The sequence below is a fragment of the Accumulibacter sp. genome, assembly GCF_036625275.1.
GTDB lineage: Bacteria > Pseudomonadota > Gammaproteobacteria > Burkholderiales > Rhodocyclaceae > Accumulibacter.
Genome location: NZ_JAZKUD010000047.1, coordinates 1 through 15,337, shown reverse-complemented (window position 1 = coordinate 15,337; position 15,337 = coordinate 1). Strand labels below are relative to the sequence as shown.

Below are 15,337 nucleotides of genomic sequence, written 5' to 3'. Positions count from 1 at the left end.
GGGTCATCGGACCAGTCATGATCCTGAAGCGCGCTTTCAAAAGGCAGGAATGGGTGGATGACCCATTTCAGCCCGGTCAGATCTTCCCAACCCCGCAAGGGGGAGGGCGATCGCCGAACCGTCGCGGTTATTCTCATGACCGTCAATGTGAAAGCCGTGTCAGCGACTCACGAATCTCCTCTCCTCCTCGCGGGGGATGGGTTGGGGAGCGGGAAACGGTCATGACCTCCATGATCGGGAGGGCCTGGAAAAGTCATGAGACCGTGAGACGGGAAGCGTGCTACATTCTTGCGGCCAGCGGGCGAACCGCGCCGGTCTGCGATCCAGCATCAGGCCGCCGGTTGCCAGTCAGCGGCAGACGTCATTCTCACCCGGTCATTGCTTGAAGCCTGCGACAACAGAAAGGTAGGTCCTGATGTTCTACATCACATTTCACGGCGGTAGTGTCGGTACAGCAATCAACAACGTGCATGTTTATGATCTGATCGACGGTCAGCCGGTGTGCATCACCACTGCCGCCCTGCAGACCCCGCCAGGCTCTCCGGCACTGAGCGAACTGCGTGATCTGGTCTTCGGTCCGTCGGGCAATCTGTTCGTGATCAATGGCTACAAGGACGCCAGCCAGGTTCTCCTTTACAGCGCTCGCCCGGACGCCGACCATAGCCACGCTTACCAAGGCATCTATGCCGATGCCCGTGTTTCCAAGGGCATCGCGCATCCTTTTGCGCTGGCTTTCGACAGCAGTGACAATGGCTACCTGTCAAGTCAGGACAGCAATGTGGTTACTGCGTTGAAGCCGCCAAAAGCCCGGAAACGCAGTCTTGCTCTGGCGGTTGCGGCGAGCTTGCGGGCACAAAAGGGCAAGCGCTTCCTCAAGGGTACCTTCGTTGCCTCGTCAATCGGAAAATTACCGGCTTCGCCGGCGCGTCCGCCATCGGATTGCCGGCAGCCGGCAGGGCTGGCGGTGGTCGTCGCGCCGGATCCGTCGAAAAAGGATCGAAAGCGGACAAAGGTCGCGCACTCGGTACGCGGTGTCCTAGTTTACGGCAACTTACTATACGTCGCCGATGAACCGGGCAACGCGGTGAAGATCTACGATCTCGCCGGGGGGGAAAAGCAGGGGCAACTACTGGGGCAGATCGCCGACGCCCAGTTCCTGCAGGCCCCCGTGCATCTGCTCGCACACGGTGAATATCTGTACATTGGTAGCAGCGGTACCGACACGATCCTGCAATATCACTTCGGTAGTGGCGAACTGAAGACGGTAGTCAGTGGCGTCAGGACGATTTCGGGAATGTGTTTCGACACGGCAGGCAACTTTTATGTCGCGTCGCGTGACGACAAGGCGATCTATCGCTGTGGGGCGGATTTTGGTCCACCACAAGCGTTCATCAGCGGCCTGCAGGACAACCCCGAGTTCCTGGTGTACGCGCCGAACTGAACCGGCGAAACCCGCCGGGCAGGTCAGGGTCGACCAGAGCGGGCTCGGGTTCGCCGTCCTTGCTCATCTCGACAGCCCAGCCGTCCTCGTCTTCGCGCTTGATGATGCGGGCGCTCCGCCCTTGTGGCGCCTGGGCCGCGGCTTATGGACGGCGGTCGGTCGATGCATGGCTTGTTTCATCTTTGGCATCAAGTGGCATGGACTTGTGCTTGACAGCGCCCGCCAGCCTACGGATAATTGTTCCCGTTGCTGCTTCTGAAACAGGGCTGCTCACTCCGGAAAACTTGCTTTGTAACGCAACGATTCACACGCGGGAATAGCTCAGTTGGTAGAGCGATACCTTGCCAAGGTATAGGTCGAGAGTTCGAGACTCTTTTCCCGCTCCAGATTAAGAAAGGGAAATTGCATTGCGCAATTTCCCTTTCTTTCGTTTTGACAGCGCCCAATGGCGGTTAAACGAACACAATATTGCTTGCACTCAATCCTGCAATATCGACACCGACCAGGGTGACGGTATTCTGATTGCCCAGGTCGATGCTCAGGTTGTTTCCTGAAACAGTGGTGTGCTGAAGGAGGCTGCTCAGGTTGGTAATGCTGGAGCCATTGATTCCGACGTCGATCTGAATTTTATCGGTCGAAGCATGAAAGTTGAAAATTCTGTCGTTGCCGCTATTGTTATGGAATGCAAAGACATTATATGACCTGCCGGCAGAATCGTCGGCAACACTTTGTGTAATGGAATTGAAGTCATTGATTGTTGTACTTGGCGTGAAGGGATTGTTGGCCAGATATTGAGCAAGCTGGCTGGTTTTATGCCCACCGGCAACCAGAATGTCATTACCTGCGCCGCCATCGATGACGTTGGTACCTATGTCAGCATAACCCCCGCCGAATATGAAATCATTGCCCGCCCCGCCGGATAGCAGAAAGTCACCGACATCGCCTCCTTCGATGATGTCATTGCCTGCACCGCCGCGGAGACCATCAATATTGTCCAATGGATTGAGCAAATGTAAATCCATATTCCTGGAATCGGTTGCGGCCAGAATACGGTCCCACAGGAACTGATGAAAACTGGCATTCTGCGTACCATCCGCCGAAGTTCGTTCCATCGCACTGATGACCCCATCCACGGCCCCTCCGGCAACATTCAATGTGCCAGGGAGGGAGATGTCGACATTGCCTGTGAGCATGGTCGAAGCGACATTGATCCTGAGATCCGGGTAATTCGTGCTCAAGGAAGATTGAATGGTTGTCGTCAGGCTTCTGAGCATCGCGTCCTGAATGGTTTCATTCAAGGCCAGTTCGACAATGCGAATGTCTGCCAAGACGGTGATCCCATTGTTCAGGTTCGCGGTATACGCAGTAGTCGGATAGGCCGACTGATCTGCAGCAACAACGATATAACCAGGGAAAGCATCATGGACCGCTTGCCTCGCTATATCATACTGATTGAGCCCCGTCTTCGGGTCCACATGACTAACGAAACCCAACTGATTCGGAAAGTTGGACGACAGCACTCCTAGTTGAGCATTGGTGATATTGTTCTGAAGAGTGGCAACCTCTGTCGCCGTTGGATAAAAGGCGATTCCACTTCTGACTCCAATGATGTCAAGACTGATGACCGGCATTTCTATTTCTCCTCAATGGCTTGGTGTGAAATTCTCCCGAACTGCGCGAGCAGAAGCTGGCGAGTCCGGGTGGTGGGCCAAAACAAAAACGATACGCGACAAACAAACCTAATTCAATCAACCATGCGGCATGGTTTCTATGTCTGAATCAACTTCAGCAACCTTTCTTCGGCAAACACATCCCGATAGAACGTCAATTGCTCGGTCTTGAGATAACAGCCTCCCCGGTGACCACGACGAACCCAGGTGACATTGCCCTTGGCAAGGGTTTCATTGGTAATGTCATCCACGCACTTCCATTCAAAATAGGTATGCTCCCCATAAAACATCACGATCGGCCAGCACATGGTGACTCCGGGCTGGGCGATTAATGCCCACCAATGTTTCTCGCGTTCCTTTTGTTGTTCGACTCCCTGATACGGGCCATCCTGACAAAAATAAACGAGATCATTTCTATATTCACCTGTCAAGATGTCGCCGCGGCCTTGCCTTAATGCCTCACAGTGGGTGGGCCACCACTCCTTATTTTCTTTTTCAATTTGTGTCAGGGTATAACTCGAATCAATCGCCGGTAATTTCTCCTCCTTCATTGCAACGATTTTTTCGCCAAACTCGATAAGCTCTGCCTGCAATGCAGGGGAGACCAGATTAGGTCGGGAATAGTCCGCGGATAATTTTTCGTAATAGCTTGCCTTGTGTTTTGTCATGAGTATCTCCTTCAAATTTGAGAAGCGAATCGCAGTATTGACCTGTCATTGACTCCAATAGGGGCTGTTTTGACAGCAGTACACCCGACCTGTCCGGTATTTGCCGGTGAGCAGGTCGATTTTCCAGGCCAGCCAGGGTTCAGCGGGGCCGTTCGACTTCAAGAATGTTGCGGTTGACCTGGTCGCAACGCTGATAGTCGAAGCGATCAACGCCTTGCAGCGCAAGGTAGATGCCAAGTCCGCCAATATCACGTTCCGATAACGGTTTGTCGAGGTCTTCTGCAGTCGGCATGGCGCGCGCACGGGGGTCGTAAGCAACGCCTGTGTCCTCGAGGATGACGGTCAGCTTATCGTCCATGGTTTCAATCGAAATCACGATGTCGCCGGTCAACCCCTGTTCCTGGTAGCCGTGGGTGATGATGTTGGTGGCGATCTCATCCACGGCCAGGGTTAGACGATAGGTGGCTGAACCGTCCAGTCCTGCCTCGATGCACGCCTCAGAGACCAGATGACGAATGGCCGAGAGCGCTGCCAGATTGGCCGGAATGCTGTGCCTTGCCATGACCAGGGGGCGCCAAGCTCAGGGGTAGCTTTCCTGAAGGTAAACCGACTGGTCGAAGCCGCTCATCTGCAAGGTGTTGAGGACGGGACCCGTGGCACCGATGACGTGTATGCTGACCTCGCTTCCCATCCGCTGCTTGGCGAACACCAGCACGCGCAGACCAGCGCTGGCCATGAATTGCAGTTTGTTCACGAAGAGCACGAGCTTCTCGGGTTTTTCCTGGGCCAGCCGCTCGATTGCCGCACGGAATTCTCCGGCCACTGCGGCGTCGAGTTCGCCGTCGAGCGTGATCCATGCCTCACGGCCCCTGGTTTCCACTGTGGTACTGAATGTCATGTTCCTGTCTCCAAAGAATGATCAAGTTGTCTTTTCATGCAGCCGTGGGCGCCCGATCAGTATCACCACCGCTCGCCCACCGACCAGAAAACTGCGCAGATTGTCTTCCAGTTTGACTTCCTGACCGGGCTCCTGGATGTCATCAGGGGCTGGCAAACCGGTATTGGCGAACAGATACCAGTGATAATTGGCGGGCAGTTCAGGTAATTCGAAGGGGAGGGCGTCCCAATAACAGTTGATGGCCATGTACAGCACCGGACTGACATTTCCCTTTTGTCCGGCCTGCCGCTCGCGGAGCATGAAGGCCAGGGTTCGTGCACCTGGCGACCAGTCGGCGCGCCAGGCTTGTGTGCCATGCCAGATGATGTCGGCCTGAGCGCGACTGCTCCCGAAGAACTCGCGAGCGCGCAAGAGCGGGTGCGCCTTGCGCAAGGCAATCATCCGGCGAGCGAAGGTGAACAGATGGCCGTTGCGTTCGCACAGCGTCCAGTCGAGCCAGTTCAGATCATTGTCATGGCAATAGGTATTGTTGTTGCCGCGCTGGGTTCGGCCCACTTCATCGCCCATCAGGATCATCGGGACGCCGTGGCTCATCAGCAGAATCGCCAGCGCGTTCTTGATCATTCGCTGGCGCAGGTCATTGACCCCAGGATCGCTGGTTTCGCCCTCGACGCCACAGTTCCAGCTATGGTTGTCGTTGCCACCGTCGCGGTTCTGTTCGCCGTTGGCGTCGTTGTGCTTGTCGTTGTAGGCGAACAGATCGTAGAGAGTGAAACCGTCGTGGCAGGTGATGAAGTTGATCGATGCCGTCGGGCCGCGTTGGTTCCAGCCATAGAGGTCCGGCGAGCCCTGGATGCGCTCGGCCATCACCGGAACCATTCCTTCGTCTCCCTTCAGGAAGCGTCGGATGTCGTCGCGGTACTTGCCATTCCACTCGGCCCACCGTCCATACGCCGGGAACGATCCGACCTGATACAGGCCGCCAGCGTCCCAGGCTTCGGCGATCAGCTTGCATTTGGCCAGTATGGGGTCAAACGCCAGACTCTCGAGCAACGGCGGGTTGGGTAAGGGGGCGCCGCTGGGAGCACGTCCCAGGATCGAGGCCAGATCGAAGCGGAAACCGTCGATGTGATATTCCGCTGCCCAGTAGCGCAGGCAGTCGAGAACCATGTTGCGGACCACCGGGCTGTTGCAGTTGAGTGTGTTGCCGCAGCCGCTGAAGTTATAGTAGTAGCCCTCGGGAGTCAGCATGTAATAGGTCTGGTTGTCGATTCCCCGGAAGGAGAGTGTCGGACCCTGCTCGTTACCCTCGGCGGTATGGTTGAAAACCACGTCGAGAATGACCTCGATGCCGTTACGGTGAAACTCCTTGACCAGGTTCTTGAACTCGTCGACCTCCATGCCGAAGGGTCCGGAGGCGGCAAAGCCGGCCTTGGGAGCGAAGAAGCCGACCGTGCTGTAGCCCCAGTAGTTGTACATCATCTCGCCGGTGAGCGGGTTGGGACGGCTGTTTTCGAACTCGTCGAACTCGAAGATCGGCATCAGCTCGACACAGTTCACCCCCAGCTCTTTCAGATAGGGGATCTTGGCCATGATTCCCGCATAGGTGCCAGGGTGCTTGACGCCTGCCGAGGGATGGGCAGTGAAGCTGCGCGTGTGCAGTTCGTAGATCACCAGGTCGGCGAGCGGCGTTTCCAGGGGGCGATCGTCCTCCCAATCGAAATCCTCGAAGATCAGTCGGGCACGGTGCGGGTAGCGGTCGTTCCAGTCGGGTGCCTGGCCCCAGACCGTTCGGCCGCCGATTGCCTTGGCGTACGGATCGAGAAGGATCTTGCTCCGATCGAAGCGATGTCCGGCCACCGGATCCCAGGGGCCGTCCATGCGATAGCCATATTCGATGCGCTCGTAGTCGAGATCGAAGACGACCATGCACCAGGCGTTACCGATGCGGAAGGAGTCCGGAAACGGAATCTCCACCAGTGGCTCTGGCGCGCCCTTCTCGAAGAGTACCAGTGTGCAGGAGGTGGCGTGGCCAGAGCTGACGGCGAAGTTGACGCCGCCCGGTACCAGCGTACTGCCGAATGGAAATACACGCCCTAGTCGGAATTTGTAGCCTTCGTGCTGGTGAGTCGGGTAGAAATCGATGCGGCTATCCATGTCACACCTGCTTGAGGGCCGTCAGCGCTGCTTCAACGCTGTTCGCAACGGTAAAGAACTTGAGAAAACCGGTAATCTCCATGGTGTCCCGGATCGATTCCGCCAAACCGGCCAGCGCGACCCGGCCATTGTGCGCTGCCGCCTGACGGTAGAGCAGGAGCAGCATCCGCAGACCGGCGCTGGACATATAGGTGACGCGGTTGAGGTCCAGGATCAGCGAATCATTTTCCCGCAACAGGGGCAGGATCTTGTTCTGCAAACTGGGCGCAGAACTGCCGTCAATCTCGCCAGCAACGACTACGACTGTCATCCCGTCGCGGGGGGAAGCTTCAACCTCGATCGACATATGCTTGAATCCTTGGCTGCGATGGATGCGGGGCTACTTGACCGGCGTCAGTGTGACCTTGACCCGCACATCCTGGCGGGAATCGGGTAGTTGCACCGACAGGGCTTCAGCATCGAACGCAGAGTAAGGTCTGCCGTCGATCTCGACTGCGGTCAGGCGGACACTGCCCTTGGGCAGGATATCCGGAGACACCCGCAGGACCCGATCCGGAAAACCGTCGGGCCGTGGCTTGAAGTACAAACACATCGGCTGCTTGTTGATCAGCAGGTTGATATAGGTTGCCGACAGGAAGCACAGCTCGGTGGAGTGATAGGCACTCATCGAGTGGCTGCCCTTGAGCCTTTCGTTGCCCAGCAGATAAGGCAGTCCGTTGGCGAGAACGTTGAAATAGACGCCGCCATCGTCGTGATCCAGGAAGAAGGCATTGTAGAAGGCGGCTGCCTCGCGGCCGTGTTTCTGGTAGTCCGCCTTGCCCAGGCAGCCCTGCAAAATCAGGTAGGCGAGGATCGCCTGTTCCTGTTGCCACCAGGCCTTGCGATCATGCCAGACGAAACGATGCATTTCCTCGCCCGGAGCCAGTGCCCGTTCGACCACGTCGTACCAGCCGCCGCGAATCTGGTCGGAACCGACCCCGGGCATCAACTGGGCAATCTTCTCGGCCAGTTCGAGGTAACCTGCACTTGGACGAATGCTGTGGATTCGCATCAGGTTCCAGGCGATCTTGAGATTGTGGCCAACCACCGCACGGTCCTGCTGCCAGTTCCAGGTGCTGTCGTGGCTCCAGTCTTCATGGAAGCGCTCCTGGACAAATGGCGAATGCTCGTAATCGGGGAAGTGCCTGACGATGGTGTCGGCGGTGTCGGCCAGGAAATCGGCGTACTTGTTCTCCCCGGTCGCCAGCCAGAGGTTGATCAGGTAGGCCGGGGCGTGATCGCCGACCGAGTTCCAGTTCTTGCGGGCGCGGTTGTTGCCCTTGTCGAGCAGTGACGAGCGCGGATCCAGGCCGATCGGATCGATGTGCGAGAAATATCCGCCCTGATCGTTGTCCTTGTAGTATTTGTCGAACAGTTCGATCGTTTTCTCGATGTCGTAGAGAATGCGCGGGTCGCCGGTGAGACGATAGGTCTGCGTCGGCCCGGCGAGGGCGTAGATCTGCTCGTACATCGGCAGCGAGTCGTAGTCGTCGCCGAACTCCGAGGTCAGCAGCTTGTGCTCGCGGTCTCCGGAAACCTGGACCCCGTGGTACCAGTAGATCAGATCCTCGTCCGCATCCATGAAGCGCATGTGGGAACGCAGGTACTCTGTTCCTTTCTCGGCGGCCTCGAGGAAGCTTTCCTCGCCCGTCAGCATGTAGGCCGATGCCATGCCGTAAACCATCCGGGAAATGGTGTCGGTTTCCTGCAGGTAGTCGCCTTTCTTGCCGCCGGCCAGGTGCAGGATCGTCCGATAATTGCGATAGTCGATCGACTGATTGGGGTAGTTGAACTGCCAGCGCAGGTAGCTGTTGGCGATGGAGCGGATCTGTTTGATCCACCAGTCGGGTTCCTCATGACGATAGACGCCGGGTCCCTCGCCCGGGAAGACCATCGATTTGACCTCGGCACGCAACTCTCCCGCTTGTGGATAGAAGATGCAGTAAGCGTAAACCTGTTGGCCGGGTTGCAGCATTTCGCGGATGCGCGAGGTGCAATCCTGGTAGCTGTCCTCAAGGTTCTCTGCAATTCGGGCGTAAGTGGTCGGCGTGAGGTACACTTGAAAATCCTGGCCGCTATTGGTCCTGAGAGTAAAACTGCGTGCTGCACGATCAACCTGCGTGACGTAACCGGTAATCGTGTCCGAATAAGAATAGGCTTGCGTCTTCATGAATGACTGCTCCTCGCGATGTTGCGTGTTGGTTATATTGCGTGTTGGTTGTTGTTCGAGCGTGCTGATTTTGTTCAATCCGGATCATGGCGCTAGGTTAGCTGCAATCTTGAGAGGCGGTCAACTGCTACTTGTCCATTTTCTTCAGCATGGGTTTAATCCCATAAATCATGATCTGGCCCGATCCGGTCTGGGGTGAGCAGCCCCCTGGCGACGACAACCAGTGGGTATGAGGACTCGCAATGCTTCTTGCCGATAACCAACATCTGATGTCGATGCTTGCCGAGTTGGACATCGTCACCACAACCGTCGAGCATCCGCCGCTGCGCACGGTGGAAGATAGCAAGCGCCTGCGCGGAGACCTCACGGGAGGGCATGCCAAGAGCCTGTTCCTGAGAGACAAGAAGGCCGGGTACTGGTTGTTGGTGGCGCTGGAACAGACCCGTGTCGATTTGCGGGTTGCCGCAAGCCTGTTGCAGGCGTCGCGCCTCTCGTTCGCCAGCGAGGAGGAATTGGGTAGCATCCTTGGTGTCGTTCCGGGAGCCGTCTCGCCTTTCGCCGCGATCAACGACGTGCATGGTCGCGTCTGCGTAGTCCTTGAGCAGCGGCTGCTGGACAGCGATGTCCTCAACTGTCATCCGCTGCGAAATGACCGCACCACCGCGATCGCCACGCACGATCTGCTGAGATTTCTCGATCGGATCCGACACCCGCCACGCATTATCGATCTGCTTCAGATGGTGGCGAGCAACTAGCCAGAGTGGGCAGGCGTCCTTGCCGTCAATGTGAAAGTCGCATCAGCGACGCACGAATCTCCCCCCGTTCCACTCGCTGGAGAGGGAAACGGTCGTGACTTTCATCATGATCGGGGGACCTGGAAAAGTCATGACCGTTAGCCGTCCGGCAAGCCCGCCTAGGGCAGTGCTGGCGTTCGGCGTGCTAATCCGCTGCGGGAAGCTCGGTGCCGGAAGGGCCATGCCAGCGTAGCGCCAGCAGGGTAATGTCATCGCTTTGCGGATGCGCGCCGACGAAAGTCCGAACCGCGCTCATCACGCTGTCGATGATCATGTGTGCAGAACAGGCCGGCGAGATTGCGGCCAGGCTGTTGCCCAGACGTGTCGCGTTGAACAGCTCGTGCTCGCCGTTCATCGCCTCGGTGACGCCGTCGGTATAGATCACCAGTCCTTCGCCAGGCTGCAACTGGATGATGTCGTTGCGGTAAACGGATTCGGCGACGAAGCCCAGGACCAGCCCCCCCTTCTTCTTTTCGATCATTGCCGCACCGCCGTCGTGGCGCAACAGGAAAGGCAGTTCGTGGCCACCATCGCTAAAGCTGATCTCCCCGGTTCGCAGGTCGAGGATGCCGGCGAAGACAGTGACGAACATGCCTTCGGGATTGTTCTCGCAGAGGCTGTGGTTGACCCGTTCCATGATGCCGCCGACCGATGCGGAGTCGCGCTTCGCCTCGACAGCGAACAGTGTCTTGGTCACTGCCATGAACAGTGCGGCGGCCACCCCTTTGTCCGACACGTCGCCGATCAGAAAGAACAGCCGGTGCTCGTCGAGCGGAAAGAAATCGAACAGATCGCCGCCGACTGCTTTGGCCGGTTCAAGCACGGCGTGCAGGTCGAAGCGGACGCCAGGCGCCGGTTCCCCGAAATTGCGCGGCAGCATGCCCATCTGGATGGCGCGGGCCGCAGACATCTCGCCTTCGATCCGCTCCTTGGCGGCAGTCGTTGCCTTGAGGTCCGCAATATGCGTTTTGAGCGTGGTGACCATCGAGTACAGGGCATTTCCCAGGTATCCGACTTCATCTTTGCGGTTCTCCGATACCTTGAGCAGTTCCGCATGCATTTCCTGATCCGGGTCGAAGTGATGCGCAACCAGGCGATGGGTCTGTACGGTCAGGCGCGCCAGCGGCCGGACGATGCGGTTGAGAAAGGGCAGGGCCAGAGCCATTCCCAGCAGCAGCATGACCACGGTCACCCCGCCACCGATGGTCAGGAGCGAATGCAGCTCGGCATCCATGTTGACCGGCAGACGCATCAGCGCCGCCCCATTTGGCAAGCCGTCCGCGCCAAAGGTTGGCGCAGCAACGTACAGGAACGCATGCCGGAACAGGACCTTGTCTGCGAAATAGGAAGCCGGGGTGCTGGTACTGATCACCGTTTCGATGAAGGTGCGCTGTTCATCGCTCAGTGTGGCAGTTCCGTCGATGCTGGCGACGGAACTGACGGCCAATGCTTCGAGGTTTTCATCGAATATCCAGATGGCGTCGATCAGCGCTCCCGACAGAACGCTGTCCACCATCCTCTTCAGGCCGACATTCTGGATGCTGCTGTTGGCGAGGTTGGGCCGATGGGCAATCAGGGTCATGCCGCCGCTCCGCTCCGGCATGGTTACCGCGCCGTAGTACAATTGACTGTGGTCAATCGCGCGGTACATCAGTTCGGTGGATAGGCTGTACTGCTGCCCCTGCAGTAGCGGCTTGAATTTCGGTTGCAGAGTCAGCCCCGAGTCGAGGGCAATGGACGCGTCGATGTCGTCGAGCGACCAGAAGAGCGGTTTACCGCTGGCATCGGTTACCCAGACCTCCGGAATCCCGTTGCGCACGGCAATGGTCCGCAGCGCCCGATTGATTTCCAGCGCAGAAGTCTTCTGCCGCTGCGCCAGGTGGGTCAGTTGCGCAACGATATCCGCCTGGGTGCGTACGTTCTGGTCAATGATCTGCTCCAGGGCCGTTGGCACCTGCTGGATGAAAGTGACGGACTGGGCGAGGGTCTGGGCGATCAGGATGCCGTCGCGCTCGGTACGTTCCAGCACGGAGAGCCAGGAGACATAGGCGAACACCACACCGGCGCTCGGCAGGCCTATGGCGATGAGGGTGCTGACAAAGAGGAAAAGCCGGCGGCGCAGCGTCATCGTGACGACCCTACTTCAGCCAGATGATCGAGGTGGATAGCTTCTGGGCGACGATAGCGTCGAGCGGGAAATAGACGATCCCGCGTGGTCCGAACCATTTGTCGTAGATCTCGAAGTAACCTCCCCGATACTGGTCAACACCATCCAGGAGTTCGGCCAGTACCTGATTCACGAAGGCGCGCCATTTCGAGTCGTCGAGAGGCAGGCTGCAGGCCATCGATTCGTAGGACAGCGCATCGGTGCGCGGCAGCAGGATGACCTTGCTCTTGAGCGGACTCTTTTCGACCAGCGCACGGAGTACGATGCCGACGTTGGACAATCCGTCGAGTTCTCCCGCGGCGAACATCCTGAAGCCGGTCGCCATGTCGGGTACTTCGACCACAATTGCATCCGGCACGTGCTGTTTGAGAATGGCTGGGGTGGTCGTGCCGGCGGCAACGCCAATACGTTTGCCGCGCAGATCGTCGAACCCCTTGGCCGTCCTGCGCAGGACCATGACGCGGGTGCCGTTGCCGAAGAACGGGATCGAGAAATCGACCAATTTCTGACGCTCCCAGGTAGGCGTCGTAATGCCGCACTCGATGTCGATGGCGTGGCTGGCGACCAATGCCAGGCGGTCGCTGGCCTTGGTGATGTGCAGCCGGGTCTCGATTTCACGGCCAAGCTTCTCCGAGAGCTTCTTGCGAATCTGTTCGATCAGGTCAACCGAGAAACCGGCCAGCCTTTCCTCCTTCTCCTTATCTCCCGCCTGCGGTAACCGGTAAGCGAACGGCATGGCATCGGCGCGGGTTCCGGCATTGAGAACACCGGTGCTCCTGATGCGATCGAGAGCCGACTCGGCCCATGCCGATCCCTGCAGGGCGAACGCCAGCAGCACTGCCGCAGTCGTGCCCGGCAGGCAGCGGCGAAGGATTGCGATGATCTTGATCTGTATCAATGGTTTCCCCCTAAGTCGCCGGCCGCTTACGGCGCGGGCCCGCCGACGCGGGCCAGCAAGCGTCTTCTTGCGCAACCCATGGCCCAGTTGAGTGGAAAGCAAAAGACCAGGAAGTAGCCGATGGCGTAAGTATAAACCCAGAGCATCGTTTCATTGCCGCCGACCGCGGCGATGACAATGTTGCAGCGTGAGACGATTTCTCCGACGCCGATCACCGAAGCCGTGCTCGATGCCATGACGATGATCAGCAGGTAAGTGGTCCAGCTCGGAATGAACAGTAATGCAGCCGCATGATGGTGACGCTTCCGGTGCTGCAGGGCCACGAGCAGGTTGTCCGAGACGAATCCGATGACCGCCACGGAGAGCGCCAGCGATGCCTTGAGCCACACGGGAAAGGCGTGGATCCGTCCGGAAAGTTCGAACTCTGTCGGGATCAGGAAGGCCAGGTAGAAGAGGAAGACAAAAGTCGGGATGTTGCGCGTCAGTTCGGTGACGACGAGGCTCGCGCGCGCCAGCGGCGAGGGTCCGGACAGGCGCAGCCATGCCAGGAGCGCACCGAAGACCGTGCCGATGAGCATTGCCACCAGCGAGATCAGGATGTTCCAGGCAAAGCCGCCGGCCAGGAACGGTGTCCACGTCAGCAACAGGGCAGCGATTTCAGCGGCGGCCAAGTTCAGGAATCCTCCGTTCCAGGTAGTTGAAGATCTGGACGACGGTGGTCACCAACAGAAAGTAGGTAATCATCAGCACATTCATGATCACCTCGGGGTTGCCTTGTTCGGCAATGATGGCGGTGGCGGCCGAAACAAGCTCCGGTACGGCGATGACGCTCGCCATACCGGTCGCTTTGACGACGTTCACCAGCGAAGCGACCACTGCTGCGTAAGACAGGCGTAGCGCCTGCGGTAGCTCCCGCCAGCCGAGCCGGAAACCGGGTTTCTGCTCCTTGAGTACGGAGACAGCTTCGAGCAGTGCAGACACGATGGCGCAGCCGGTATAGGTCGAGAGACAGACGATGACGATCGAGGCACCGTCGAAAGTCCAGCCGAAACGGCTGACGATGATGTGGCCGACGCCGAAGAAGACCAGGTAGATCAGCAACAGCGGTGGCGTCATTCGGCCGAGGGCGGCGGACATCTGCACGCCGGCGCGCATGCCGGGGAAGCCCGATTCTGCCGCCAACGCACCGAGGCAGCCCACGATCAGGCTGCCGGCAATGCACGCGGCCATCAGTTGCAGCGTTATCCAGAGGCCGCGCAGGAACAGCTGGCGATCATAGGCATCGTAGATGATGGTCATATTGAGACCCGTCTGCTCCTTGAGGAGCAGGCCGAAATGCTGGATGCCACCGACGTCGGCAGATTTCAGGAGCCATTTGTTGCGGCACTCCGCTGGCCAATGGCCGTTGTCGAGCCGAGTACAAATCAGGCTTCCGTCGGCCTGGCGCTTTGTCCAGAGTGCGCGCATCTCCACCAGATATTGGCTTGGCCTGATTCCCCAGCGCTTCTCCACGTCGATCAGCCAAGCGCTGCGGTGCCAGTCGGCGATCGCTTCGGAGATCCTCTGCTCGAGTCGGGACCCTTGCTCCTTGGCGGACAGGGCGATGGCCCAGGGCGAGATCATCATCGACGGCAGCGGCGTTTCGTAGTTTGCCCACTCCGGATCGGCCAGCAGACCGGCGAAGCTGGTATCGTCGTACAGCCAGGCGACGCAGCGCCCATCGCGCAGTGCCAAACGGGCGTCGCGCGTGCCGTTGAAGATCTGCAGATCGAGAAGGAAGCGTTGGGCCATCGGTCGATTGAAGTATGCGCCCTGGGTGGCGCATACTTTTTTGCCGCGCAGGTCCGTCCAACTCGACAGCCGGGGGGTGGGCGGCGCGACCGCCGTCGCGCCGCTGGCGTAGTAACCGGGCTCGACCAGGGTGGCAATCTGTCTGCGCTGCGGGCTGTCGCCCAGGGTAGCGATGACCACGTCAACCGCGCCTTCCTCTAGTTTCTGCAGGCGATTGGTTGACGTGACCGCAACCAGTTGCAGGCCAACGCCCAGGCGGCGGGCAAGTTCAGCGGCAAGATCAGGCTCGAAACCAATCAAGCGACCGTGCGCATCCAGCATACCGAAAGGCGGATAATCGGATTTGACACCGACGATCAAGGTGCCGCGCTTCTGGATCAGATCGAGCCGGTCGGCCTGCGCTTCCCGGCCAATCATGATGATGACCATCAGCACCAGCAAGCAAGCGGCACGAAACCCCGGACAGCGGCCCATCGTCCGGCTTATACCGGTTGGCTGGGAGCGAACGGTTGAGGCAGCTCCGTATGCTTATCCGACGCGCTGGCCGCCTCGGCTACCGCGAGAAAACCGTAAGCGCAGCGCAGCGGCAGGATCTTTGCCAGAAACCAGTCGACCGCGCGCAGCAAGCGCGACCTGACGATGCC

13 protein-coding genes and 1 tRNA gene are annotated in these 15,337 nt (G+C 58.6%); 3 read left to right on the top strand and 11 right to left on the bottom strand.

What is annotated here, in order from left to right:
- Positions 1 to 415 precede the first annotated feature (415 nt).
- Both V5B39_RS14315 and V5B39_RS14310 read left to right on the top strand, forming a co-directional pair.
- Positions 416 to 1,441 carry a YncE family protein gene (locus V5B39_RS14315; protein ID WP_332343551.1) on the top strand — a complete coding sequence of 342 codons (1,026 nt, stop codon included), beginning with the start codon at positions 416 to 418 and terminating at the stop codon, positions 1,439 to 1,441.
- Positions 1,442 to 1,751: 310 nt separating this feature from the next.
- Positions 1,752 to 1,827, top strand: a tRNA-Gly gene (locus V5B39_RS14310).
- Between the two features lie 66 nt (positions 1,828 to 1,893).
- Here V5B39_RS14310 and V5B39_RS14305 read toward each other — a convergent pair.
- The 7 genes from V5B39_RS14305 to V5B39_RS14275 form a co-directional block, all read right to left on the bottom strand.
- Entirely contained in the window at positions 1,894 to 3,072 is a 1,179-nt protein-coding gene (locus V5B39_RS14305) for a hypothetical protein (protein WP_332343550.1), read from the bottom strand.
- Between the two features lie 137 nt (positions 3,073 to 3,209).
- Positions 3,210 to 3,779, bottom strand: coding sequence for a hypothetical protein (locus V5B39_RS14300; RefSeq protein WP_332343549.1), 570 nt, complete (start codon positions 3,777 to 3,779; stop codon positions 3,210 to 3,212).
- A 139-nt stretch (positions 3,780 to 3,918) separates the two neighbouring features.
- Positions 3,919 to 4,341 (bottom strand): ATP-binding protein, encoded by a 423-nt coding sequence (locus V5B39_RS14295; protein ID WP_332343548.1) that lies wholly within the window; start codon positions 4,339 to 4,341, stop codon positions 3,919 to 3,921.
- An 18-nt stretch (positions 4,342 to 4,359) separates the two neighbouring features.
- Positions 4,360 to 4,677, bottom strand: a complete 318-nt coding sequence (locus V5B39_RS14290; protein WP_332343547.1) for an STAS domain-containing protein — start codon at positions 4,675 to 4,677, stop codon at positions 4,360 to 4,362.
- A gap of 21 nt (positions 4,678 to 4,698) precedes the next feature.
- Positions 4,699 to 6,834 carry a glycogen debranching protein GlgX gene (glgX, locus tag V5B39_RS14285; protein WP_332343546.1) on the bottom strand — a complete coding sequence of 712 codons (2,136 nt, stop codon included), beginning with the start codon at positions 6,832 to 6,834 and terminating at the stop codon, positions 4,699 to 4,701.
- 1 nt (position 6,835) lies between these two features.
- Positions 6,836 to 7,180, bottom strand: coding sequence for an STAS domain-containing protein (locus tag V5B39_RS14280; RefSeq protein ID WP_332343545.1), 345 nt, complete (start codon positions 7,178 to 7,180; stop codon positions 6,836 to 6,838).
- Positions 7,181 to 7,213: 33 nt separating this feature from the next.
- A complete protein-coding gene (locus V5B39_RS14275; RefSeq protein ID WP_332343567.1) occupies positions 7,214 to 9,043 on the bottom strand; it encodes an AGE family epimerase/isomerase in 1,830 nt (609 codons plus the stop codon).
- 242 nt (positions 9,044 to 9,285) lie between these two features.
- On the opposite strand from V5B39_RS14275, the gene V5B39_RS14270 reads away from it, so the two are divergent.
- Positions 9,286 to 9,798, top strand: coding sequence for a prolyl-tRNA synthetase associated domain-containing protein (locus V5B39_RS14270; RefSeq protein ID WP_332343544.1), 513 nt, complete (start codon positions 9,286 to 9,288; stop codon positions 9,796 to 9,798).
- Positions 9,799 to 9,982: 184 nt separating this feature from the next.
- Here the strand turns inward: V5B39_RS14270 and V5B39_RS14265 are convergent, their stop codons facing one another.
- From V5B39_RS14265 to V5B39_RS14250, 4 genes are read right to left on the bottom strand one after another with little or no spacing between them, the layout of a single operon-like run.
- Complete coding sequence (locus V5B39_RS14265) at positions 9,983 to 11,965, bottom strand: PP2C family protein-serine/threonine phosphatase (protein ID WP_332343543.1); 1,983 nt, start codon at positions 11,963 to 11,965, stop codon at positions 9,983 to 9,985.
- A 10-nt stretch (positions 11,966 to 11,975) separates the two neighbouring features.
- On the bottom strand, positions 11,976 to 12,902 hold the full coding sequence (locus V5B39_RS14260; RefSeq protein ID WP_332343542.1) for an amino acid ABC transporter substrate-binding protein: 927 nt from the start codon (positions 12,900 to 12,902) through the stop codon (positions 11,976 to 11,978).
- Between the two features lie 26 nt (positions 12,903 to 12,928).
- Positions 12,929 to 13,573, bottom strand: a complete 645-nt coding sequence (locus V5B39_RS14255; protein ID WP_332343541.1) for an ABC transporter permease subunit — start codon at positions 13,571 to 13,573, stop codon at positions 12,929 to 12,931.
- Positions 13,560 to 15,167, bottom strand: a complete 1,608-nt coding sequence (locus V5B39_RS14250) for a transporter substrate-binding domain-containing protein (RefSeq protein WP_332343540.1) — start codon at positions 15,165 to 15,167, stop codon at positions 13,560 to 13,562. Before V5B39_RS14250 ends, V5B39_RS14255 begins: the two co-directional genes overlap by 14 nt.
- Positions 15,168 to 15,337 lie beyond the last annotated feature (170 nt).

Coding starts and splice junctions, on each gene's coding strand:
- V5B39_RS14300 (WP_332343549.1), bottom strand. CDS start 3,779: ATGACAAAACACAAGGCAAGCTATTACGAAAAATTATCCGCGGACTAT.
- V5B39_RS14280 (WP_332343545.1), bottom strand. CDS start 7,180: ATGTCGATCGAGGTTGAAGCTTCCCCCCGCGACGGGATGACAGTCGTA.
- glgX (WP_332343546.1), bottom strand. CDS start 6,834: ATGGATAGCCGCATCGATTTCTACCCGACTCACCAGCACGAAGGCTAC.
- V5B39_RS14295 (WP_332343548.1), bottom strand. CDS start 4,341: ATGGCAAGGCACAGCATTCCGGCCAATCTGGCAGCGCTCTCGGCCATT.
- V5B39_RS14315 (WP_332343551.1), top strand. CDS start 416: ATGTTCTACATCACATTTCACGGCGGTAGTGTCGGTACAGCAATCAAC.
- V5B39_RS14290 (WP_332343547.1), bottom strand. CDS start 4,677: ATGACATTCAGTACCACAGTGGAAACCAGGGGCCGTGAGGCATGGATC.
- V5B39_RS14275 (WP_332343567.1), bottom strand. CDS start 9,043: ATGAAGACGCAAGCCTATTCTTATTCGGACACGATTACCGGTTACGTC.
- V5B39_RS14265 (WP_332343543.1), bottom strand. CDS start 11,965: ATGACGCTGCGCCGCCGGCTTTTCCTCTTTGTCAGCACCCTCATCGCC.
- V5B39_RS14250 (WP_332343540.1), bottom strand. CDS start 15,167: ATGGGCCGCTGTCCGGGGTTTCGTGCCGCTTGCTTGCTGGTGCTGATG.
- V5B39_RS14305 (WP_332343550.1), bottom strand. CDS start 3,072: ATGCCGGTCATCAGTCTTGACATCATTGGAGTCAGAAGTGGAATCGCC.
- V5B39_RS14270 (WP_332343544.1), top strand. CDS start 9,286: ATGCTTCTTGCCGATAACCAACATCTGATGTCGATGCTTGCCGAGTTG.